Origin of the sequence: Neisseria sp. 83E34, from assembly GCF_001308015.1 — a bacterium.
Classification (GTDB): domain Bacteria; phylum Pseudomonadota; class Gammaproteobacteria; order Burkholderiales; family Neisseriaceae; genus Neisseria.
The window spans coordinates 1-21,997 of the sequence record NZ_LGYH01000007.1; the positions used below are offsets into that span (position 1 = coordinate 1).

Annotated in this window: 18 protein-coding genes; 9 read left to right on the forward strand and 9 right to left on the reverse strand. The window is 46.6% G+C overall.

Translation table 11 applies throughout. The features are described from left to right. Positions 1 to 730: 730 nt before the first annotated feature. Complete coding sequence (gene thrB / locus AKG09_RS07970) at positions 731 to 1,654, forward strand: homoserine kinase (RefSeq protein WP_054618924.1); 924 nt, start codon at positions 731 to 733, stop codon at positions 1,652 to 1,654. 355 nt (positions 1,655 to 2,009) lie between these two features. Here thrB and AKG09_RS07975 read toward each other — a convergent pair whose 3' ends face one another. The 6 genes from AKG09_RS07975 to AKG09_RS08000 all read right to left on the reverse strand — a co-directional run bounded on the left by AKG09_RS07975 (position 2,010) and on the right by AKG09_RS08000 (position 8,610). Then, positions 2,010 to 2,795: a cytochrome c1 gene (locus AKG09_RS07975; protein ID WP_197272133.1), complete on the reverse strand. Its 786-nt coding sequence runs from the start codon at positions 2,793 to 2,795 to the stop codon at positions 2,010 to 2,012. Between the two features lie 14 nt (positions 2,796 to 2,809). Next, positions 2,810 to 4,159: a cytochrome bc complex cytochrome b subunit gene (locus AKG09_RS07980; protein ID WP_054618926.1), complete on the reverse strand. Its 1,350-nt coding sequence runs from the start codon at positions 4,157 to 4,159 to the stop codon at positions 2,810 to 2,812. An 18-nt stretch (positions 4,160 to 4,177) separates the two neighbouring features. After that, entirely contained in the window at positions 4,178 to 4,759 is a 582-nt protein-coding gene (gene petA / locus AKG09_RS07985; RefSeq protein WP_054618927.1) for a ubiquinol-cytochrome c reductase iron-sulfur subunit, read from the reverse strand. 124 nt (positions 4,760 to 4,883) lie between these two features. Beyond that, entirely contained in the window at positions 4,884 to 5,633 is a 750-nt protein-coding gene (locus AKG09_RS07990; RefSeq protein ID WP_054618928.1) for a Nif3-like dinuclear metal center hexameric protein, read from the reverse strand. 170 nt (positions 5,634 to 5,803) lie between these two features. Continuing rightward, positions 5,804 to 6,625: a tRNA pseudouridine(38-40) synthase TruA gene (gene truA, locus AKG09_RS07995; RefSeq protein WP_054618929.1), complete on the reverse strand. Its 822-nt coding sequence runs from the start codon at positions 6,623 to 6,625 to the stop codon at positions 5,804 to 5,806. 107 nt (positions 6,626 to 6,732) lie between these two features. Continuing rightward, a complete protein-coding gene (locus AKG09_RS08000) occupies positions 6,733 to 8,610 on the reverse strand; it encodes a FimV/HubP family polar landmark protein (protein ID WP_156320823.1) in 1,878 nt (625 codons plus the stop codon). Between the two features lie 313 nt (positions 8,611 to 8,923). On the opposite strand from AKG09_RS08000, the gene AKG09_RS08005 reads away from it, so the two are divergent. Genes AKG09_RS08005 through AKG09_RS08025 form a run of 5 tightly spaced genes read left to right on the forward strand, consistent with a single transcriptional unit; the run spans position 8,924 to position 11,742 of the window. Next, positions 8,924 to 9,472 (forward strand): septation protein A, encoded by a 549-nt coding sequence (locus AKG09_RS08005; protein ID WP_054618931.1) that lies wholly within the window; start codon positions 8,924 to 8,926, stop codon positions 9,470 to 9,472. After that, entirely contained in the window at positions 9,472 to 9,765 is a 294-nt protein-coding gene (locus tag AKG09_RS08010; RefSeq protein WP_054618932.1) for a YciI family protein, read from the forward strand. The genes AKG09_RS08005 and AKG09_RS08010 overlap by 1 nt, the downstream gene beginning before the upstream one ends. Positions 9,766 to 9,795: 30 nt before the next feature. Further along, a complete protein-coding gene (locus AKG09_RS08015) occupies positions 9,796 to 10,065 on the forward strand; it encodes a BolA family transcriptional regulator (protein WP_054618933.1) in 270 nt (89 codons plus the stop codon). Between the two features lie 29 nt (positions 10,066 to 10,094). Further along, positions 10,095 to 10,967, forward strand: coding sequence for a peptidyl-prolyl cis-trans isomerase (locus AKG09_RS08020; protein WP_054618934.1), 873 nt, complete (start codon positions 10,095 to 10,097; stop codon positions 10,965 to 10,967). A 22-nt stretch (positions 10,968 to 10,989) separates the two neighbouring features. Beyond that, positions 10,990 to 11,742: a peptidyl-prolyl cis-trans isomerase gene (locus tag AKG09_RS08025; protein WP_054618935.1), complete on the forward strand. Its 753-nt coding sequence runs from the start codon at positions 10,990 to 10,992 to the stop codon at positions 11,740 to 11,742. 76 nt (positions 11,743 to 11,818) lie between these two features. On the opposite strand, the gene ettA is transcribed toward AKG09_RS08025, so the two are convergent. Then, a complete protein-coding gene (ettA, locus tag AKG09_RS08030) occupies positions 11,819 to 13,492 on the reverse strand; it encodes an energy-dependent translational throttle protein EttA (protein WP_054618936.1) in 1,674 nt (557 codons plus the stop codon). A gap of 468 nt (positions 13,493 to 13,960) precedes the next feature. Here ettA and AKG09_RS08035 point away from each other — a divergent pair, with 468 nt between their 5' ends. The 3 genes from AKG09_RS08035 (at position 13,961) to AKG09_RS08045 (ending at position 18,868) form a co-directional block, all read left to right on the forward strand. Continuing rightward, the gene (locus AKG09_RS08035; protein ID WP_054618937.1) at positions 13,961 to 17,785 is read left to right on the forward strand and encodes a DUF3683 domain-containing protein; all 3,825 of its coding nucleotides are present in this window, start codon (positions 13,961 to 13,963) and stop codon (positions 17,783 to 17,785) included. A gap of 115 nt (positions 17,786 to 17,900) precedes the next feature. Beyond that, on the forward strand, positions 17,901 to 18,470 hold the full coding sequence (locus AKG09_RS08040; RefSeq protein ID WP_054618938.1) for a DUF1415 domain-containing protein: 570 nt from the start codon (positions 17,901 to 17,903) through the stop codon (positions 18,468 to 18,470). Positions 18,471 to 18,505: 35 nt separating this feature from the next. Continuing rightward, positions 18,506 to 18,868, forward strand: coding sequence for a YbaN family protein (locus AKG09_RS08045; protein ID WP_054618939.1), 363 nt, complete (start codon positions 18,506 to 18,508; stop codon positions 18,866 to 18,868). A gap of 56 nt (positions 18,869 to 18,924) precedes the next feature. On the opposite strand, the gene AKG09_RS08050 is transcribed toward AKG09_RS08045, so the two are convergent. Further along, positions 18,925 to 19,401 (reverse strand): GNAT family N-acetyltransferase, encoded by a 477-nt coding sequence (locus tag AKG09_RS08050; protein ID WP_054619035.1) that lies wholly within the window; start codon positions 19,399 to 19,401, stop codon positions 18,925 to 18,927. Positions 19,402 to 19,493: 92 nt separating this feature from the next. After that, entirely contained in the window at positions 19,494 to 21,980 is a 2,487-nt protein-coding gene (locus tag AKG09_RS08055) for a hypothetical protein (protein WP_054618940.1), read from the reverse strand. Between the last annotated feature and the right edge of the window lie 17 nt (positions 21,981 to 21,997).

Below are 21,997 nucleotides of genomic sequence, written 5' to 3' on the forward strand. Positions count from 1 at the left end.
TAATCTGTATTGTTAAAGAGCGCGAACCAATCAAAACAGCTTGTGCTATAATAACCAGTTCGTGAATCACTGCAGCAGCAGCGAAGAAACCGAACTATACCCAACAACCCAACCAGCGTCAACACCCAAAACAACTCAAATATACCCAACAAACACTAAACAAATGTTTTATATGAGAATTTAGTTTACAGCCTGTTTATTAATATAACTTCTATAAATAAATTTACTCAAGAATTTCTGGAACTTTCGATAAATTATGGAAGAAATTGAAATGGAAGAAATTGAAGAGCCTTCCACGCAATAACATCACAGCAAACTATAAAGTGGATCCAGGACAAAATTTTAGAATAGCTTCCACAGAAAAACTAAATATAGCTTAGCCCACTTAGTCCACCCCAACAGCTTCTAACATCAAGTATTTCCAAACGTAACAGCAAAATTTATATGAAATATCCTTCACAATCGTAGGCTTAAAGAACACCTCAATAAAAATAAATTATTTAAAGTTTTATTTAGATAATGTTATCTATTCCAACTACTCGAGGTTATAATAGTCTAATTTAAGCGTAGGCCATTAAAACATTTATACAACAACCATGACACGATCAAGTTGCCTTGTGAAAATAGTTGTATTAATCACCACATTGATGGTATTTAAAATTTCTAAAACTCTATCATTTAGGGTCTTTATCATTACCAATTAACTTTTTTCATTCCATTAAAATCAAAAATGTCTGTTTATACCAATGTTTCTAATGATGAAATATATGACCTTTTAACATTTTATGAGTTAGGTCATTTTGTTTCTTTACAAGGCATCGCTCAAGGTGTAACCAATAGTAATTATTTTTTAACAACCACTTTAGGTAAATACGTATTAACGATATTCGAAACATTGCAACAACAAGAACTTCCTTTTTTTCTTCTATTAAAAAAACACTTAAATGAGTCTGGCGTCGCATGCCCTTTGCCTATACAAAGAAAGGACGACAAGTTTGACTCAACACTAGCAGGAAAACCCGCGTGTATTGTCAGCTGCTTAAGCGGTAGTAATATCAGTTGGCCAACTGATTCCCAATGTTTTAATACTGGCGTTATGCTTGCCAAAATGCATCTTGCAGGTCAATCCTTTCCTATGCGCATGAACAACCCCAGGCACATAGAATGGTGGAAAAAATCTGCTGAAAAATTGTTACCTGTATTAGAGAATAGTGACGCGCAACTCTTGGAATCTGAGATTGCTTATATTGATAAACACTTTTCTTGTTCCCTTAACTTACCCAGCGGCATTATTCATGCAGACTTATTTAAAGATAACGTATTATTAAATGGTAATGATATAACTGGATTTATTGATTTTTATTATGCTTGCAATGGTAATTTTATGTATGACTTAGCCATTGCAATTAATGACTGGGCTCGCACTTCCCAAAATTTAATTGATCCACAATTAAAGGCTGCATTTTTTCAAGGCTATGAAAGTGTCCGTCCCATCAGTAACACAGAAAAAAACTACTTCCCAATAGCGCAACGTGCTGGCTGTGTTCGCTTCTGGGTGTCGAGATTATTAGACTTTTATTTCCCACAAGAAGGTGAGATGACTTTTATTAAGGATCCTAATACATTCCGTGACTTATTATTATCACTAAAATAAACTTCCTCATTCGTGTAAAGATGAGAAAATGGCTAGTAAATAATAAATTTAGACTAAATTTTAGCTCAGTGCTTTTGAGCCCAGTACTTTCGGAATATTCAATTAAACATTAAATAAAGCTTAACGAAATCGCACGCAATGCCTGTCTGAAAACTATATTTCAAACAGGCATTGCGTTTTTTGGAAAACTAACATAGTAAAGCATCTTGGGCATATCTTCTCATAGTTAAACCACTTACTCAGTAACAGCATCATCTATACTCAAGATTCCACTTTAATTTAGCTTAATCACGCAATTAAGCTAAAAAGAAGCGAAACTTAAAGTTTCGCTTCTTCTAAATATAACCTACTAAAGTCAGTGTACATCTTTCCAATATTCTTTTTTCAGGAAATATGCCAGAGGAAGCATAACAGCAAATAAGAATATCATGACAATGTAACCTAACTGCTTACGTTGCAATTGAGCTGGCTCTCCCATATAAACCAAGAACGTTACCAAATCTTTAGCATAGTTATCAAATTCCTTTTCAATAACTTTACCATCAGGTGTACGGCGGCTATGTAAACCTGTTGTTTCCCAATGAAGCTTTGGTACCAGAACGCCATGCTCGTCCTTAACCCATACAGGCTGACCTTTATCATCTAACTCAACTGCTTTAACACCCTGTTGCTCCCATAAAGGATGTGGCATACCTACTTTATCAAATACTGTATTGTTCCAGCCTGTTGGGCGAGTTGGATCTTTATAAAACCCTCTTAGATAAGCATATAAATAATCTGCCCCTCTGGAACGTGCAATCAATGTTAGATCAGGTGGTTCTGCACCAAACCATTTTTTCGCATCAGTAGGCGCCATGGCAGATTGCATCACATCACCAACTTTATCAGTAGTAAACATCAGATTCGTTTTGATTTGATCTTCAGTCAGCCCAATGTCTTGCAACCGGTTAAAACGCATGCCTGTAGCAGAATGGCATGAAAGACAGTAATTCGTGAAAATCTGCGCGCCTCGCTGCAAAGCCACTTCATCACCTAAATTAATTTCTACTTTCGGATAATCGCCACCACCTGCTGCGGTTGCCATACTTATCGGCGCTGCCAATAACAAGGCAGCAAACCAGTTTTTCCAAGTTTTTTTCATTTTTACTGCCCTCATCAAATTAAAGTCGCGAAGAGATATGAACCTACTACGGTAATCGCAACATATACAAAGAATAATACCTTATTGCGTGTACTACTCATGGTAACGCGTTCCGGAACTGGAAGAGTTTTATCCTTTTTAGTATAAATAGGCATTAATAAGAAGAAAGCAAAATAAATGATGCTAAGAATCTGTGACACAATCGTGCGCGTATCAGTTGCTACTTTGGCACCCAAAATACCCAAACCAATGAAAGAAATGATAAACAGTACCAACATCACTTTAAAAACCGGGCCACGGTAACGAATTGATTTTACCGGTGAACGGTCCAACCAAGGCAATAGAGCAATCAATACTACTGCTGCACCCATAGCCAATACACCCCATACTTGAGTACCTGCAAATGAAGGTACCGCACGCAAAATTGCATAGAACGGAGTGAAATACCATACTGGCGCAATATGTGCGGGTGTTTTCAACGGATTCGCAGGGTCAAAGTTAGGCGCTTCTAAGAAGTATCCTCCACCTTCTGGTGCAAAGAACATAACAGCACAAAATACAATCAGGAATACTACAACACCTAAAATATCTTTTACTGTGTAATACGGATGGAAAGGAATGCCGTCAAGTGGGATACCATTTTCATCTTTTAATTTTTTAATCTCAACACCGTCAGGGTTATTAGAGCCAACCTCATGCAAAGCAATCAGGTGTGCTACAACTAAACCAACCAACACTAAAGGAACCGCAATCACATGCAGGGCGAAAAAGCGATTGAGTGTAGCATCAGAAACGTTGAAATCACCACGGATCCAAGTAGATAAATCAGGGCCAATTACAGGAATAGCGGCGAACAGATTAATAATTACTTGTGCACCCCAGAATGACATTTGCCCCCATGGAAGCAGATAACCCATAAAAGCTTCAGCCATAAGGGCTAGGAAAATCAACGAACCGAAAACCCAAACTAATTCACGCGGCTTTTTGAATGAACCATAAATCAGACCACGGAACATATGCAAATACACCACCACAAAGAACATGGATGCGCCGGTAGAATGCATGTAACGGATAATCCAACCACCGGAAACATCTCGCATGATATACTCCACCGCAGTAAATGCAGCAGGCATATGATAGGAATTTAGATTACCATCCGGCTTGTAGTTCATTGTCAGAAAAATGCCGCTGACAATTTGAATGACCAGTACAAGCATGGCCAACGAGCCGAAGAAATACCAGAAGTTGAAGTTTTTAGGCGCGTAATACTCAGTTACGTGCTCTTTCATCATTTTAGACAAAGGGAAACGTGCGTCTACCCAGCCTAACAATGATTTGTTTTCATTATTGGTTTGGTTTGCCATGATTGAGTCCCTTTATATTTAGTCTTCGCCCACTAAGATTGTGGTATCACTCAGATATTTATACGGCGGAATAACCAGATTGGTTGGCGCCGGAACACCTTTGTACACGCGACCTGCTAAATCAAATTTCGAACCGTGACAAGGGCAAAAGAATCCGCCTTTCCAGTCTGCACCCAAATCAGCCGGCGCAATGTCGGGACGGTAGGTTGGCGAGCATCCCAAATGCGTACAGATGCCGATAGAAACCCAAATATTGGGCTTAATGGAACGCAACGGGTTTTTACAATACTCCGGTTGCTGCTCATCGTTTGAATTAGGGTCAGTCAGCGCACCGTCAAGAGTCGGCAGATCTTTAATCTGCTGCTCCGTCCGGTTTACCACCCAAATCGGTTTACCTTGCCATTCCGCAGTTGTAAGCTGGCCTGCTTCAATTTTGCTTACGTCAATTTCTACAGGCGCTCCTGCTGCTTTGGCTTTTTCCGACGGAAAGAAGCTGGCCAAAAGCGGCGTTGCCACGCCGACTGCTGCCACTCCGCCGGCACCTGCTGTTGCCAACGTTAAAAAGCGGCGGCGGCTTGTGTTGATTTCTTTGTTATCCATTTATTTAGTCGTCCTAAATTATTTGGGAATACCGAGCCATTAAACTACATAATTCTAACCGATTTTGCCTATAGACTTAAAGCATTATTTAAAATAACGTAAAGTTTTACAGTAAACTTTGATTTTAAGCAGGGTTTTGCTCATCAAAATAGTGAAGCTCCACGCCAAAACGGCTTTTAATCGCTTCGCCTAAAGCCTGCACGCCATAACGTTCTGTTGCATGATGACCTGCGCTGATAAATGCAACACCTGTTTCATTAGCCAGATGGTATTGTGCTTCAGAAATTTCACCGGTGATATAGGCATCTACACCTTCATCGATAGCTTGTTGGAAAAAATTCTGAGCCCCACCAGTACACCATGCCAGTTTCTTAATTTCTTTAGAGTTATTTCCCACAACAATAGGCTCACGCTCCAATTCATGAGCCAACATGGCAGCAACTACTGTTAAAGACTGGGTTTCAGACAGGCATCCTATATTCAATAAATTTTGTTCTCCCGTCTGTTTTTCTAAAATCCAACCCATTCTTTTAGCAAGCTGGGCATTATTTCCTAATTCAGGATGTGCATCCAAAGGCAGATGGTAACCCACCATATTAATTTGATGTTGCAGCAAAGTTGCAATACGCTGCTTTTTCCAACCAGTAATGGTTACGGGCTCACTTCTCCAAAACATGCCATGATGCACAAGCAACATATCGGCTTGTTGGGCAGCTGCATATTCTATTGCTGCAAGACTTGCAGTTACAGAAGTCACAATTCTCTCAATTTTGGAACAACCTTCAACTTGAAGTCCATTCGGAGCATAATCAGAAAAGTTTGCAATTTGCAGGGTATCGTCACACCAATCAAGAATATCTTGGCGGGCAGCCATTTCGCAGCTCCTTTCACAAATATCGGTTTCTTAAATAGGCCTATCTGATAGGATAAAATTTGAATTATTTATTCTACATTGACACGTTTAGTCTTACAAAACTATACAACGTATAATTTCGCTACTCTACCTCGAATGCCTGTCTGAAAAATTCAGACAGGCATTATCTTTTACACAGACCAAAGCCAATCCGGTATCGGCGGTGTCTTCACGCCCCATTTATCAGGATAATCCACACCTGTTAGGTATAAACCGTCAGGCATAAACGTAGGCGGTGCTTTCACACGGCTTTTTTCTGCAATCAAATCTTTAAATTGCTGTACAGTTAATCGCCCACTTCCTACATATACCAGCGCCCCCACTATATTTCGAACCATATGATGCAAAAACGCATTACCATGCAAATCCAACATCATCAAAGAAGGCCGACCGCTTAATTTCGCACTATAAAGCGTTTTAACCGGAGACTTCGCCTGGCACTGCGATGCTCGAAAACTAGAGAAATCGTGCTCCCCCACCAAACAAGCAACCGCCTCTTGCATCACACCTATATCTAACACATTATGCGTCCACCCCACCTTACCTATTAACAAGGGTGAGCGAACAGCAGAAGATTGCAAAACATAACGGTAACGGCGACCGGTCGCATCAAAACGCGCATGAAAGTGCGAATCTACTTCTATTGCCCGCAACACCGCCAAACCTTGCGGTAAATAAGTATTCACACCACGTACCCAAGCTTGCGGTGGACGCTTTACCAAAGCATCAAAATGAACCACTTGAGCGCTTGCATGCACGCCCGTATCGGTTCTACCCGCTGCAACAACGTTAATTGGTTCGCCTGCAATATTGCTGATTGCTTGCTCTAGTGCTTTTTGAACTGTTAATACACCCTCAGCCTGTTTTTGCCATCCAAAAAATCGGCTACCATCATAAGACAATATCAGCGCCCATCTTTGCCTATATTCATCAATCTCAATTGTCTTATCCATATATTATTGCATTCCAAAATTCTCTTAAAAATCTAACCGACAAGCATCATACAGAAAAAAGCCTGAGCTTGACTCAGGCTTTTCTGAAACATCTTTTCAGACAGGCATTAACCTAATTCTGCCAACAGTGCTTTAGATTTGGCCAGAATATCACCGCTGGCCTCCTCTACCAACTCATTTAATGTTTCGCGAGCGGCATCAGGGTCACCAATCTCAATGTACATTTGAGCCAGTTCATATTTAGCTTCCAAGGGTGCCGTCATACCCACAGACTCTGAAACAAAACCTACATTTCCATCAGCATCCCCAAATTGAACGCTATCCCATTCAATAACGGTGTCATCATCTGCTTCTGTAATATGTGTATTAGAGAAATCTTCTTCAGCTGCAGCATCACCCGCATCCACAACCAATCCAGATTGATCAAGGCTTAACGGATCTTCATCATCTTCAGGTTGGATTTCCACTTGCTGAGCTTCCGACTCCACATCCGACACAGAGAAAGTATGGGCATCTTCTGCTTTTGGCTCTTCTACTGCTTGAACTGATTCAACGACCTCAAGCTGTTCTTCTACTTGCCCTTCACTGACTACAGATGATTCAAACGTTGTAGCAGCAGGAGTAGTTTCAACTTCTTCAGGAGCAACATCAACTTCTTCAGAAATAGGAGATGCTTCAACCGCTAAAACTTCTTCCGTTTCTTCAAGCACTTCCTCTGCCACTTCTGCATGGGCGGACTCTTCCGGCAAATCAAACTCTAACGGAGCATGCTTACCTTCTTCAGCATCAGCTATACGAGAAGAAGACTCATCATCTTCGCTTACTGCAACCTCTACATCAACAATATCTTCTTCTGCCTCAACTTTTACAGCTGTCGGTTCTTCTTCATAGATACTATCAGTCGACTCAATCTCGTCCCAATTTGCATCACGGCGCTTATTGGTTTCTTCATCGTTTGTTACCGCACTGCTAACAATACCGCCTTGATCATCTAGTGCACTCAAGTCGATATCTACTTCGCCAGCAGGCACTTCTTTAGGTTGTTTCGCCTGCTCTACATCACTGAAAAAGATACTCTCTTCTTCATCCTTAACTTCAGATGCAGCCGCCGTACCAGTAACTGGTGCAACTGTTTGCGTTGTTTTTTCTATAGGCTCAGGCTCTTTTAGATCCTCGTCAACAAGAACACCCTTAGGTTCTTTATTGCCTTTCATTTTGTTGAAGATAAACAACCCCAACAAACCGATGCCTAATAAAACTACCCATAGCAAAGATGATCTGCTTTTTTCTTTCTCTTCTGCTTCCACAGGAGGTAAAGCTTCTGCTTTTTCCTTATCGGTTTGCTCCGCTTGGGCCGGCTGAGTTTTTTTAGCAACTTCCGCTGAAGCTGCTGATGGCTGTACGGCTGAAGCAGTTTTCGGAGCAACAACCTCTTCTGCTTTCTGCACCGGTTTTACCGGAACATTTTCTGATGCTTTTATTTCTACCGGCTTTTTCTCTTCGGCAGACTTGGGCAATTCAACAGGTTTAACCGGCTCTACAGTTTTCGGCTCTACAGGAACAATGGCGGGAAATTGCTTAACTTGGCTTGCAGCTGAATCTGAAGCAGGAGGTGCTGTTCTTTTATCAATAGCAGGCTGCCCATCCAGCTTAGATAACTCAAGTGATGAAGGTATGACCAATACCTCGCCCGCACGGATAAAATTAATATTGCCGTTTTTGAAGGCTCTGGGATTGGCTTTAACCAATGCTCGGATTGTTTCGTTCAAGCTTGCATCAGCGGGGCGGAAACGGGCGGCGATCTGAGCCAAAGTTTCACCTTGGCGAACAGTATAATGACCCTTTTCCTGCTTCGCAGAAGCATCCGGCATATTTGTTTCCGGAGCAGCAACCGCACCCAAAGAAACAATCATAGAAACGGATAATGCGATCAGTTTTATACGACTGTTGATTTTCAAAACTTGCCCCCTAAGCTGGATTTTCACGTATACACATTCATGCAGAAATCATTACCCATGACTCTGCGAAATTTGATAGCAATTTAAAATAACTCCCTTATGATATATTTGATTAGGCTGCATTGCCAAGCAAACTTGATATTTTTACTCCGATTATAATGACCGATTGCAACTTAAACGCTACTTTAAATTTCTATTAAAGTAGTTTAGGCGAATAGAGATATCCACCCTAAGCTTTCTTAACATATCTTGATGCCCAAGCTCTTTCTACTCTGTTATGATACTTATCTATTTACACGAACTTATCGTTGGTTATTGATTAAAGCGATTTTCTATCATTATGAAAATTTTAAGTGATCTGATTGCCGTTATACTCTTTTTCCTTACTTACACTCTTACCAAAAACATTATTTGGGCAACTGCAGTTGCCCTGGTAATCGGTATTATTCAAGCTGGTTTCACATGGATGAAGCATAAAAAACTTGATACCATGCAAAAAGTCGGATTAATTTTAATTGTAGTATTCGGTGGCGCCACTATTCTTTTCAAAAACGGCGCATTCATCATGTGGAAACCGACTTTACTTTTCTGGGCCGGCGCAGCTGCCATTGCCATCAGTCACTTTATGAAAAAAAACGGACTTAAGGCCTTGATGGGAAAGGAACTGACACTACCCGATATCATCTGGAACCGTTTAGCTTATATGTGGATCGGTTTCCTTTTTATTATGGGCGTAATTAATTTGGCTGTAGCCTATCCTTTTACACCTGCACGGGAGGCCGTGTGGGTTCAATACAAAATGTACGGCTCAACCGGACTAATGCTGGCCTTTGTGCTGGCACAAGGTTTCTACTTAAGCCGGCATCTTCCTCTGGAGAATCAACAATAATGAGCAAACAATATTTCATGTTATTGGCAACCGACGGAGAAAATGTGCATGAAGCTCGAGTAGCCGCCCGTTCCGCCCATCTTGCCCGTTTGGAGCAGTTAAAAGCACAAGGCGACTTGCTAACTGCAGGCCCCAACCCTTTGCCAGAAAACCCCGAACGTGTGTCTGGCAGCCTGATTATTGCCAAATTCGAAAGCTTGGACGCTGCCCAAGCGTGGGCCGAGGCAGATCCTTATGTGGATGCCGGGGTGTATGAAGAGATATTGATCAAACCTTTCAAAGCTGTTTTTTAATTCAGCCTACTTTTATCCTGAACGCAATATATGGATATACAAGACACTATTCAAAGCCGCTTACAATTCCTTGATCCGCAAGTGTTTGAGTTTCAGGACGACAGCCATTTGCATATAGGGCATGCCGGCAACAAAGGCGGCGGTCATTATTCAATCACTGTAGTCAGTGAACGCTTTAACCAAATATCCCGCCTAAACCGGCAGCGTATGGTAAAAGAAGCTCTACACGACCTTTTTTCCCAGGGTTTAATACACGCTTTAAGCATGCGCACATTAACCCCCGACGAATATTTTTCCTAACTCCTAAATCCCCCGTAGAAAGTATAACCATGCAAAAAACCTATCTTGCCGCTATTCTCGCCGTACTTTCCGGCAGCCTGATGGCACAAACCGTTGTTACCGTAAATGGTACAAAAATAGACAGCAGCACCGTAGATGCAGTAGTCCGAAACCTCCAACAACAAAGCAACGGTCAAATTACCGATAATCCGGGATTACGCAACGAAATCACCCGCCGTTTGGCCGTTAGCACCGTAATTGCCCAAGAAGCAAAAAAACTGAAACTCGACCAAAGCAACGAATACAAGCAAGCTACCGAGCAAGCACGGGTAGCCGCAAAAAAAGCTGGGGCTGACAAACAGCCTTCCTTCAAACAAGAATGGGCAATGTATGAAACCGACCTGCTCAACCAAGCCTACTTTGCAGATGTCGCCCAAAAAAATCCGGTTAGCGAAACAGAAGTTAAACAGGCTTACGACAGGCTGACCAACCATTACAAAGGCACGCAAGAAGTGCAACTTGGCGAAATCGTTACCAATAACAGCGGCGATGCCGAAAAAGCCCTCAGCGAGTTGAAAAAGAAAAAAAGCTTTCAAGAAGTTGCCACAAAATATTCTATTGATCCCCAAGCCAAGCAAACCGGCGGCATCGTAGCCACCTATGTTCCGCTCAAAGACCTGCAACAAGCCAATCCGCCTATGTATCAGGCAATTCACAATTTGCGCAAAGGTTCGCATACAGAGAAACCGCTACAAGACAATAATGGAATTTATGCCATTTTTTATGTAAACGACAAACGCACCATTACCATCCCGCCTTATGACCAAATCAAAGAGCGTATCGGCAGCGACCTGCAAGAAGCCCGCATCGCCGAAGCCGTAGATAGCTTGGTGCAAAAAGCCAACATCCAACCCGCCCGCTAACATACCGTTTTCAGAAAACATCATGAAAAGAAAAGCATTATTAACCGCTCTTACCTTAACCTTCACAGGTGTTGCATTTGCCGCTCCTGAAATTGACAAAGCCCGCATCGACAGCATGGCCGCCATGTTTTTAAAACAAGCAGAGCAAGACCCAAACCGTCGCGGCAATATTGACGGTGAAGAAATCCGTCGCCAAGCTACCCGCCGCTTGCAGACTTTGGAAGTATTAAAAAATGAGGCTGTCAAAGTAGGCTTAGATAAAGATGCCGAATTACAAAACCAATTGAAAAACATTGAGGCTGAAGTATATGCCAGCGCTTACACCGAATATCTGGAGCGAAAAACAGAAGTCAGTGAAAGCGATGTACGCAAGTTTTACGACCAGATTGCCAGAACGGTAAAAATCCAGCAAATCGCTTTTAACACACCCGAAGAAGCGAAGGCAGCACAGGAATTATTGCTAAAAGGCCTCAGTTTCGACGATTTAATCAAACGCTACCCTGATCAAAACCAGCATACAAACAACTTTGTTCATTCTCAGGAGCTGGATCCTGCCATCGGCAAAATCATTGCCCCAATGACACGCGGCGAAATCACCAAAGAGCCGGTTCGATACAAAGACAAGTTTTATCTGATTAAACTCGCCGCAGAAGAACGAAGCCCTGAAATCCCACCTTTCGGCCAGATCCGGGAACAGTTGGTTGAAGAGACCAAACAACAAAAAGTTCGCGAGCAGATTGCCCAAATTTTGAAAAACAACGGCATCACGCCTTAATTGTTTATGATTAAGCTGCATTAAACAAATGCCTGTCTGAAAAAGTTTTCAGACAGGCATTCTTCTCAACTCACCATCAACGCGTTACCGGCTTATAGCGAATCCGTTTCGGTTTGGCGCCCTCTTCACCCAAGCGGCGTTTTTTATCGGCTTCGTATTCTTGATAGTTGCCGTCAAAGAACACCCATTTTGAATCGCCTTCGCAAGCCAAAATGTGGGTGGCGATGCGGTCGAGGAACCAACGGTCGTGCGAGATCACCATCACGCTGCCGGCGAACTCCAGCAAAGCATCTTCCAACGCGCGCAGCGTTTCCACGTCTAAATCGTTGGAAGGTTCGTCCAGCAGCAGCACGTTGCCGCCTGAAAGCAAAGTTTTCGCCAAGTGCAAACGGCCTCGTTCGCCGCCGGAGAGATTGCCGGCCAGCTTGCTTTGGTCGCTGCCTTTAAAATTGAAACGGCCCAAATAAGCGCGGGCGGGGATTTCAAATTGGCCGACTTGCAGAATATCGCGGCCTTCAGCGATGTTGTCGAACACGGTTTTGTCGTTTTGCAAACCTTCGCGGCTTTGATCGATCAGCGACATTTTCACGGTTTGGCCGATTTTCACTTCGCCGCTGTCCGGCTGCTCTTTGCCGGCAATCATTTTAAACAGCGTCGATTTACCCGCTCCGTTGGGGCCGATGATGCCGACAATCGCGCCAGGCGGCACTTTGAAGCTCAAATCGTCGATTAACAGTTTGTCGCCGAATGACTTGCTTACGTTCACAAACTCAATCACTTCATTGCCCAAACGCTCTGCCACGGGAATAAAGATTTCCTGTGTTTCATTGCGTTTTTGATATTCGTAGTTGGACATTTCTTCAAAGCGGGCCAAACGCGCTTTGGATTTGGCTTGGCGGCCTTTAGCGTTTTGGCGCACCCATTCCAATTCCTGCTTCATGGCTTTCAGGCGGGCAGCTTCGGTTTTGGCCTCGTTTTCCAAGCGTTTTTCTTTCTGCTCCAACCAAGAAGAATAATTGCCCTTCCACGGAATGCCGTGGCCGCGGTCAAGCTCCAAAATCCATTCGGCGGCGTTATCCAAGAAATAACGGTCGTGGGTAACGGCCACTACAGTGCCGGGGAAACGCACCAAAAACTGCTCCAGCCATTCCACCGATTCGGCATCCAAATGGTTGGTCGGTTCGTCCAAAAGCAGCATGTCCGGCTTGCTCAACAACAGTTTGCACAAGGCCACACGGCGTTTTTCACCGCCGGAAAGGTTGCCGATTTTGGCATCCCATTCTGGCAGGCGCAGCGCATCGGCGGCTATTTCCAATTCATGTTCCATACCGCCGCCGCTTGAAGAACCTGCCGCGATAATCGCTTCCAACCGGCCTTGCTCTTCCGCCAAAGCATCAAAATCGGCATCCGGATCGGCATAGGCGGCATACACTTCTTCCAAACGCTTTTGCGCGGCAGCCACTTCGCCCAAACCGCTTTCCACTTCTTCGCGCACGGTTTTTTCAGGGTCCAGCTCCGGCTCTTGCGGCAGGTAGCCGATTTTGATGCCGCTCATGGGGATGGCTTCGCCTTCGAATTCTTTGTCCACGCCTGCCATAATGCGCAAAACGGTGGATTTACCCGCACCATTCAAACCGAGCAAGCCGATTTTCGCGCCCGGGAAAAACGACAATGAAATGTCTTTAATGATGGTTTTCTGCGGCGGCACCACTTTGCTCACGCGCAGCATAGAATAAACATATTGACTCATAGTTTTCTCTAAAATATCGATAAGTTTTTGTATTAATGATGTTTTCAGACAGGCATTGTATGTACTCGATACAATGCCTGTCTGAAAACATCATGTCTCAAATCAGCGTTTATTCTAACTGATACCCATCGATTTACAAAGCAGGAAGTGCCACTGATTTCATTGCCAAGATATTGAAAATTGTTAACAAATTCTATACTTCATGAAAATAACACATAAGCTTTCACCATAAATTTCAATTGAAAAAAAGCTTAAATTACACTACATTAGCATCTTCCAAAAAAATCGGTAATACGCGCAGCATCATACCCCAGCAGCAAAAAACAGGTAAAAAAATCAAGTAGAATACCCAACATTGAGGCCCCGAAAGCCTTATATGCAAAGTATAAAAAATCAAACTATTACATATCAAAATAAATTCAATAATTTATAATTAGCAAATAAATCGAAAAAACGGAACCGCCTGCCATGACCACACAGCAACGCATTCGCGAAATCCCTTACAACTACACATCTTATTCCGACCGTGAAATCGTGATCCGCCTTTTGGGCGAAGAAGCGTGGAACGTGCTGCAAATCTTGCGCGGCCAGCGCAGAACCGGCCGTTCGGCGCGGATGCTGTTTGAAGTGTTGGGCGACATCTGGGTCGTGATGCGCAACCCTTATCTGGTGGACGACTTGCTGGATCACCCCAACCGGCGCGAAGCTTTGGTGAAAGAAATGCGCCACCGCTTAAACGAAATCCAAAAACGCCGCGACGATAACGAGCAAGTTGCCGAATTATTGAAAGCGGCCGAAGGGGCTGTAGCGCAGTTTGACGAAAGCTTCGAAACCACCCGCAAAAAGCGCGAGCAGATTCTGGCGCGCCTCTCCAAAATCACTAAAAAACACAACATCATGTTCGACGGCCTCGCCCGCGTGGTGCACGTTACCGACGCTACCGACTGGCGGGTGGAATATCCGTTTGTGGTGGTGAATCCCGACACCGAAGCCGAAGTTGCGCCTTTGGTCAAAGCCTTAATCGAGCTGGATTTGACCATTATTCCGCGCGGCGGCGGCACGGGTTATACCGGCGGTGCGGTGCCGCTTGATGCCATGAGCGCGGTCATCAACACCGAAAAACTCGACAAGCACAACGGCGTGGAATATGTGGAACTGCCCGGCTTGGAAGGCAAACATCCGATTATCCATTGCGGCGCGGGCGTGGTAACGCGGCGCGTAGAAGAAACCGCCACCGCCTCCAAACTGGTGTTTGCGGTTGACCCGACTTCCGCCGATGCTTCCTGTGTGGGCGGCAACGTGGCCATGAATGCGGGCGGCAAAAAAGCCGTATTGTGGGGCACGGCACTCGATAATCTTGCCTATTGGAAAATGGTCAACCCGCAAGGCGAGTGGCTGAAAATCGAGCGTGTACGCCACAACTTCGGCAAAATCCACGACGAAGAAACCGCCGTTTTCGATGTGCACACATTGGATTCAGACGGCCTCAACATCGTTAAAACCGAACGTTTGGAAATCGACGGCCGCAAATTCCGCAAAGTCGGCCTCGGCAAAGACGTTACCGACAAATTCTTAAGCGGCCTGCCCGGCGTGCAAAAAGAAGGTACCGACGGCATCATCACCAGCGTGGCCTTCGTGCTGCACACCATGCCGAAATACATCCGCACCGTGTGTTTGGAATTTTTCGGCACGGTTGCCAACGCCACGCCGTCTATCGTGGAAATCCGCGACTATATGCTCGGCCACGGCAGCGTGAAGCTGGCCGGTTTGGAGCATCTCGACTGGCGTTATGTGCGTGCGGTCGGTTATGCCACCAAAGCGGCGGGGAAAGGCCGCCCGAAAATGGTGCTGATTGCCGATATTGTGAGCGACGACGAAGCCGCCGTAGCCGTAGCCGCCGAACATATCGTCAAACTCGCGCAAGCCCGCGACGGCGAAGGTTTTATCGCCGTTACGCCCGAAGCGCGCAAAACCTTCTGGCTCGACCGCAGCCGCACCGCCGCCATCGCCAAACACACCAACGCCTTTAAAATCAATGAAGACGTGGTGATTCCGCTGGAGCGTTTGGGCGAGTATTCAGACGGCATCGAGCGCATCAACATCGAACTGTCGATTAAAAACAAACTGGCTCTGTGCAACGCGCTGCAAGCATACCTGCAAGGCCGCCTGCCGGTGGACAAAATGGGCACCGACCTGCCCAGCAGCGAATTGTTGGGCGAACGCGCCAAACACGCATTCCAACACGTTTCTGCCGTGAAAGAGCGTTGGAAATGGCTGCTCGACAACCTCGACGCGCCTTTGGGCGAATACAAACAACGCTACGGCCATGCCGTCCATGCTGCGCCCGAAGCGAAAGACGAAGAAAGCTGCTTCATCGCCTTCCGCGATTTCCGCCTGCGCGTGTCGATTAAAGCCGATGTGATGAAACCCCTGTCTGAAATCTTCAGCGGCAAGGCCGACACCAAGATTATGGAAGGTTTGGCCAAGATTCACAGCCGCGTGGTGCGCGGGCGCGTGTTCGTCGCCCTGCACATGCACGCGGGCGACGGCAACGTCCACACCAATATTCCCGTGAATTCAGACGATTACGACATGCTGCAAACCGCCCATAAAGCGGTGGAACGCATCATGAAAATCGCCCGCAGCCTCAACGGTGTGATTTCCGGCGAGCACGGCATCGGCATCACCAAGCTCGAATTCCTTACCGACGAAGAAATGCAGCCCTTCTGGGACTACAAAGCCAAAGTCGATCCGCAAGGCCGCTTCAACCGCCACAAACTGATGCGCGGCTCGGATTTGCGCAATGCCTACACGCCTTCATTTGAGCTGCTTGGCGTGGAATCGCTGATTATGGAGCAGTCCGACCTCGGCACCATCGCCGAATCGGTGAAAGACTGCCTGCGCTGCGGCAAATGCAAACCCGTGTGCAGCACCCATGTGCCGCGCGCCAACCTGCTGTACAGCCCGCGCAACAAAATCCTCGGTGTCGGCTTGTTGACCGAAGCGTTTTTATACGAAGAGCAAACCCGCCGCGGCGTATCGCTGCGCCACTTCGACGAATTAAACGACCTCGGCGACCATTGCACCGTGTGCCACCGCTGCGTGAAGCCCTGCCCCGTCAACATCGACTTCGGCGACGTTACCGTAGCCATCCGCAACTATCTGCGCAAAGCCGGCAAACGCAAATTCAACCCTGCCGTCGCCGCCGGTATGGCTTTCCTCAACGCCAAAGACCCGCGCACCATCCAAGTGTTGCGCAAAGGCGTGGTGGAAGCCGGTTTCAAATTGCAAAATCTGGCCTACAACTGGGGCAAGAAAGCCCATATCGGCGCAGGCCGCCAGAAAGCCGCGCCCAAAGCCACCACAGGCGGCTCGCCGATTAAAGAACAAGTGGTCCACTTCATCAACCGACCGCTGCCGCGCCATGTGCCGATCAAAACCGCACGCGCTTGGCTGAATATTGAAGACAACAAAACCGTGCCGATTATCCGCAACCCGCAACTGCCGGAAGACAGCGAAGCCGTGTTCTACTTCCCCGGCTGCGGTTCGGAACGCCTGTTCAGCCAAGTCGGCTTGGCCACGCAAGCCATGCTCTGGCATGCCGGCGTGCAAACCGTGCTGCCGCCGGGCTACCTCTGCTGCGGCTATCCGCAAGACGCCGGCGGCAACCACGACAAAGCCGAACAGATGACCACCGAAAACCGCGTGCTGTTCCACCGTTTGGCCAACACCTTAAACTACCTCGACATCAAAACCGTAGTCGTGAGCTGCGGCACCTGTTACGACCAGCTGGAAAAATACCGCTTCGAAGACATTTTCCCCGGCTGCCGCATCATTGATATTCATGAGTTTTTATTGGAAAAAGGCATCAAGCTCGACGGCGTAAGCGGCCAGCAATACCTGTATCACGACCCCTGCCACAGCCCGATCAAAACCATGAACGCCACCAAAATGACCAGCGAGCTGATGGGAAAAGAAGTAGTGTTAAGCGACCGCTGCTGCGGCGAATCGGGCATGTTTGCCGTCAAACGACCCGACATCGCTACACAGGTGAAATTCCGCAAACAGGAAGAAATCGAGAAAAACCTCAAGCAACTTCCGCAGGGCGAACGGGTAAAAATGCTCACCTCATGCCCCGCCTGCCTGCAAGGTTTGAGCCGCTACACCGACGACAACGCCATGCCCGCCGACTACATCGTGGTGGAAATGGCAAAACACATCCTCGGCGACAACTGGCAAAACGAGTTCGTCCAAAAAGCCAACAACGGCGGGATTGAAAAAGTGTTGCTTTAATCGCTTATTTCCCGGCCGGCACATGCGTAAATCATGCCTGTCTGAAAATACTTTGTGTGTTTTCAGACAGGCATGGTTATAATTGCAACCCGTTCTTATAAAGCAATATTGTGTTATGACACTTTCCGATCAAACCGTTATCGAGCATACCCGCACTTGGCTGGAAAAAGCCGTCATCGGGCTGAACCTCTGCCCTTTTGCCAAAGCGCCGTATGCCAAAAACCGCGTGCGCATCGCCGTGAGCCATGCCAAGCATCTTGACGGCTTTTTGGAAGACCTCGACCGCGAGCTGCAACTTCTGGCAGAAACGCCTCCGGAAGAAACCGAAACCAGCCTGCTGGTTCACCCCGGTTTGTTTGCTGATTTCCACCAATTCAACGATATGCTTGATTTTGCCGACCAAGCGGTTATCGACAATGGTTTGGAAGGCATCATCCAAATCGCGCCCTTTCACCCCGGCTTCATGTTTGAAGGCACGGAAGAACACGACATCACTAACTACACCAACCGCTCGCCCTACCCCACGCTACATCTGATTCGGGAAGACAGTATCGCCAAAGCTGCCGAAGCATTTCCCGATGCCGAAGCGATTTTTGGCCGCAATATCGCTTTGTTGGAAGAAATGGGGCACGAAGGCTGGGAAAAGCTTGAAATTCCGCAGGTTTGCCCGGTTAAACACAAATAATATACTGCCATCAGGCACACACATACGGGAAGATTATGATAGTCCGCTCTGTTTTTTGGCTTTTTGGCGCGATTGCGCTAACTCTCGGCATACTCGGCATTTTCCTACCGGTGTTGCCGACCACGCCTTTTGTTTTACTCGCTGCGGTATGCTGGGCCCGCGCCTCGCCGCGTTTTCACCGCTGGCTGCACCGGCATCGCTACTTCGGCCCCATGATTCAAAACTGGGAACGCAACCGCGCCATCCCCCGCCGCGCCAAATACCTCGCTTGGACGATGATGACGGTTTCCTGCATGATTATGTTTGTCCGCTTTCCCGAACAATGGTGGATTGGCATAGCTACCAGTGTGATTTGCCTGGCCAGCGGTATTTGGATGAGCCGCTTGCCCGATGCTTAAATCATTAATGCCTGTCTGAAAAGTTTTCAGACAGGCATTGTTTATTCATGCTCCATTTATTGCCTTAAACCCAAACGCATCACGCTGACGGTCTCCCCGTTGTACCGGCGGGTTTCGATTTCGCGCCAGCCATAGCGTTCGTAAACCGCCTGCACATCGGGCGTGTAAAGATAAAGCTCTTCAATGCCCAGCTGCTTGGCTTCAGACAGGCAATGACGCACCAACACGCCGCCCACGCCTGCTCCGCGCCAAGCCGGCAACACAAACACATCGCCCAGCCAATATTCATATTGCGGCAGTTGCGCAATGTCGTGCCGTTTCAGCGCAGCGCTGCCCAGCAGCCTGCCGCTGTCGGCATCTACCGCAACAAAGGCGCGAGGCAAGGTTTCGTGGTTGAGGCATTGTCGGTAATAGGCGCGGATTTTTTCCGGCGAAGACCACGGTGCAAAATCGTGCCATTGGGCAAACAGGGCTTGCACCAGCTCTTCGATATGGTGAGTGAATTCGTTTAAAGGGTGTATGGCAATCTTCATAAAAATGGACATTGTTTTTTAAAATGCCTGTCTGAAAACAAGCCGGCAGTATTTCTGCGTGGCGGTAAAAGTTTTCAGACAGGCATTCGGGTTTACGCCACAACCGGTGCGGCGGCAATGATATCTTCCAGTTTCAAATCTTGCGAAGCATGTTGAATCGTGATGCTGTTTTCATAGGTTTGGTCGCCCTGAACGCCGGTAAAGCTGAGTATGCCTGTGTCGGCATTCCAATTCAACTGGGATTGGTCGGTCAGGTCGCTGAACTTAATGGTATCAAAACCTTTGGTGAAATCGGTAATCACATCATGCCCGCTGTTGCTGTTGATGGTGAACACAAAGGTATCTTTGCCCGCATTGCCTGTGAGGGTATCGTTGCCGGCGTTGCCGATGATGATGTCGTCCAGATGGCCGCCAATCAGGGTATCATTGCCGCCTTCGGGATTGGTATCGAGCAGGTCAAGATAGTTTTCGCGCACATATTGATATTTCTGATGCGAAGCAGCGAAATCGTTACCTGAAGGCCGGATGGCTTCGAGGTAATCTGTGAGCCCTTTGAGTGTGTCATCATAGCTGCTGCCTTTGATTTTGTCGCCGCCGGTAAAAGGTTCCCATTCCAAATGGTCTATATTGATGCGGTCGCCGATCAGAATATCGTTAGCCGCGCGGACAAAGCCTTCTCCGGCAACCAGTTTGTCATCGGTTGCTGAAGCGCTTTTGTAGTTATCGCCAATCATTAAATCGGATTTCAACATGCTGCCGTTGAACTCGACGCCTTCTCCGTTACGGTTGTCTCCTGCGCTGATAACAAATTCGAATTGCTGCGCAGGCGGGCCGTTGGGCTCGAGATGCGACCAATCGTAGCCGAATTTCAAACTGGATGTATCGGTTTTGGCGCCGTTGCTCACGGTATAAACAATCTCCGGCGCCTGAAAATTGGTAAACGACATATTGGCATCAAATTTATAGTAGCCATTGGCATTCAATGTGAATTTACCGGTGTCAAACTGCACGATATCGCCTGCTTTGTAGTGCATGCCGTCGACCGTGAAGCCGGTGATGCTTAATGTGCCCACATCTTCGCCGTTGAGTGTGCTGCTGGCATTATCCAGCACATTGCCTCGAACAATATCGGTAAAGGTTTCGTTTTCGTCGCCGTCAATCAATTCAGCCTGTGCTGGATCGGGCGGCGTGCTGCCTTGCAAGGTGATTTGCAGGCTGGATTTATCGGTTTTAAAACCGTTGCTCACGGTATATTCAATCGCAGGCAGTTTAACCCGAGATTCTGTTGTGGCATTCAAAACATACGCGCCGTCGGCATTCAGCGTAAAGCTGCCCACGCCTTCTATCTGTACGGTTTCACCTGCTTTATGGCTTGTGCCGTTTACCGTAAATTCGGTCACGGTAAAGTGTGTGTTTTCCAGCACATTGCCGGTTACGCTTTTCTCTGCGCTGGTAACGTTTTCATCGGCATCTACCGGTGCGTTTTTATCAATTTGGAAATGCATTTGCGATGAAGAGGCTCCGTATCCGTTGGTAACGGTATAAGCCACGCTGGGAATCCGGCTGTTTACATCTGCCACATCACTGGCGTTGATAGTGAACGAGCCGTCACGGTTCATGGTGAATTCGCCTAAATTATCCACTTTCACGGTTTGGCCGGTGGCATAGTAGGCATTATTGATGCGGAAGCCGGAAATATAAGGTTTATCGTCACCCTCATATTTGTCCAATACATTTCCGCTGTCGATACGGCCGCTGAGTATTTTGGTGGCATTCAGATCGACATGGGCGTTTGCCTTATCGTTGGCCTCGGCATACGGCGCAGGCGGAATTTTGCTCAAATCGAGATTGATATAGAGCAGGGAATCTTCCGCTTCTTCGCCGTTGCTCACGGTATAAGACACTGCCGGCATTGTGTGCGAATTAATACGCTGGCCTTCCACCGACAGCTCATAGCTGCCGTCGGCGTTCATTTTGAAAGTGCCGATGCCGTAGATTGCAGCAGTTTCGCCCACTTTGTATTTCATACCATTGATAACAAAACCATCGATTTTTAATGCGTTTTCAGATTGGTTTTGAGTATTTTCCAATACATTACCGGTCACTTTCGCAGTGTTTGCATCCACCCACTCACCCTTATCGAACAAGGTGCCTGTGTCTACAAAATCTTGATCGGCAAACATGTAAAGCGTTGACTTCACACTCTCTTTGCCATTGCTCACGGTATACACTATTTCTGATCGGCCGTAGTCTTGAGTAGCCAACTCCACCACATAGCTACCGTCGCGGTTCAAGGTAAAGTTGTTCACGCGGCCGTCGCCTTTGTCGGTAATGAACTCACCTGCTTTATAGGTTTTGCCGTTGAAGGTGAAATCGGTTACGGTAATGCCGCCCACCTCTTTACCATCGACTTTATTAATGGCGTTGGTCAGCAAATTACCTTGATGAACATAACCGCCCAAAGGCGCTGTGCGGGGGAAAACATAGCGCAGCAATTCATCACCGTCATCAAACCATGTTGCAGATTGATGATTAGCGGCTTTTTCGGGGGGATTATGTTTAAATTCAATATTCTCCATTTGTATTCTCCCAAGTA

What these genes read in the sequence shown, in the direction of transcription:
- thrB (WP_054618924.1), top strand. Translation starts at nt 731, where the DNA reads ATGTCTGTTTATACCAATGTTTCTAATGATGAAATATATGACCTTTTA.
- AKG09_RS07975 (WP_197272133.1), bottom strand. Translation starts at nt 2,795, where the DNA reads ATGAAAAAAACTTGGAAAAACTGGTTTGCTGCCTTGTTATTGGCAGCG.
- AKG09_RS07980 (WP_054618926.1), bottom strand. Translation starts at nt 4,159, where the DNA reads ATGGCAAACCAAACCAATAATGAAAACAAATCATTGTTAGGCTGGGTA.
- petA (WP_054618927.1), bottom strand. Translation starts at nt 4,759, where the DNA reads ATGGATAACAAAGAAATCAACACAAGCCGCCGCCGCTTTTTAACGTTG.
- AKG09_RS07990 (WP_054618928.1), bottom strand. Translation starts at nt 5,633, where the DNA reads ATGGCTGCCCGCCAAGATATTCTTGATTGGTGTGACGATACCCTGCAA.
- truA (WP_054618929.1), bottom strand. Translation starts at nt 6,625, where the DNA reads ATGGATAAGACAATTGAGATTGATGAATATAGGCAAAGATGGGCGCTG.
- AKG09_RS08005 (WP_054618931.1), top strand. Translation starts at nt 8,924, where the DNA reads ATGAAAATTTTAAGTGATCTGATTGCCGTTATACTCTTTTTCCTTACT.
- AKG09_RS08010 (WP_054618932.1), top strand. Translation starts at nt 9,472, where the DNA reads ATGAGCAAACAATATTTCATGTTATTGGCAACCGACGGAGAAAATGTG.
- AKG09_RS08015 (WP_054618933.1), top strand. Translation starts at nt 9,796, where the DNA reads ATGGATATACAAGACACTATTCAAAGCCGCTTACAATTCCTTGATCCG.
- AKG09_RS08020 (WP_054618934.1), top strand. Translation starts at nt 10,095, where the DNA reads ATGCAAAAAACCTATCTTGCCGCTATTCTCGCCGTACTTTCCGGCAGC.
- AKG09_RS08025 (WP_054618935.1), top strand. Translation starts at nt 10,990, where the DNA reads ATGAAAAGAAAAGCATTATTAACCGCTCTTACCTTAACCTTCACAGGT.
- ettA (WP_054618936.1), bottom strand. Translation starts at nt 13,492, where the DNA reads ATGAGTCAATATGTTTATTCTATGCTGCGCGTGAGCAAAGTGGTGCCG.
- AKG09_RS08035 (WP_054618937.1), top strand. Translation starts at nt 13,961, where the DNA reads ATGACCACACAGCAACGCATTCGCGAAATCCCTTACAACTACACATCT.
- AKG09_RS08040 (WP_054618938.1), top strand. Translation starts at nt 17,901, where the DNA reads ATGACACTTTCCGATCAAACCGTTATCGAGCATACCCGCACTTGGCTG.
- AKG09_RS08045 (WP_054618939.1), top strand. Translation starts at nt 18,506, where the DNA reads ATGATAGTCCGCTCTGTTTTTTGGCTTTTTGGCGCGATTGCGCTAACT.
- AKG09_RS08050 (WP_054619035.1), bottom strand. Translation starts at nt 19,401, where the DNA reads ATGAAGATTGCCATACACCCTTTAAACGAATTCACTCACCATATCGAA.
- AKG09_RS08055 (WP_054618940.1), bottom strand. Translation starts at nt 21,980, where the DNA reads ATGGAGAATATTGAATTTAAACATAATCCCCCCGAAAAAGCCGCTAAT.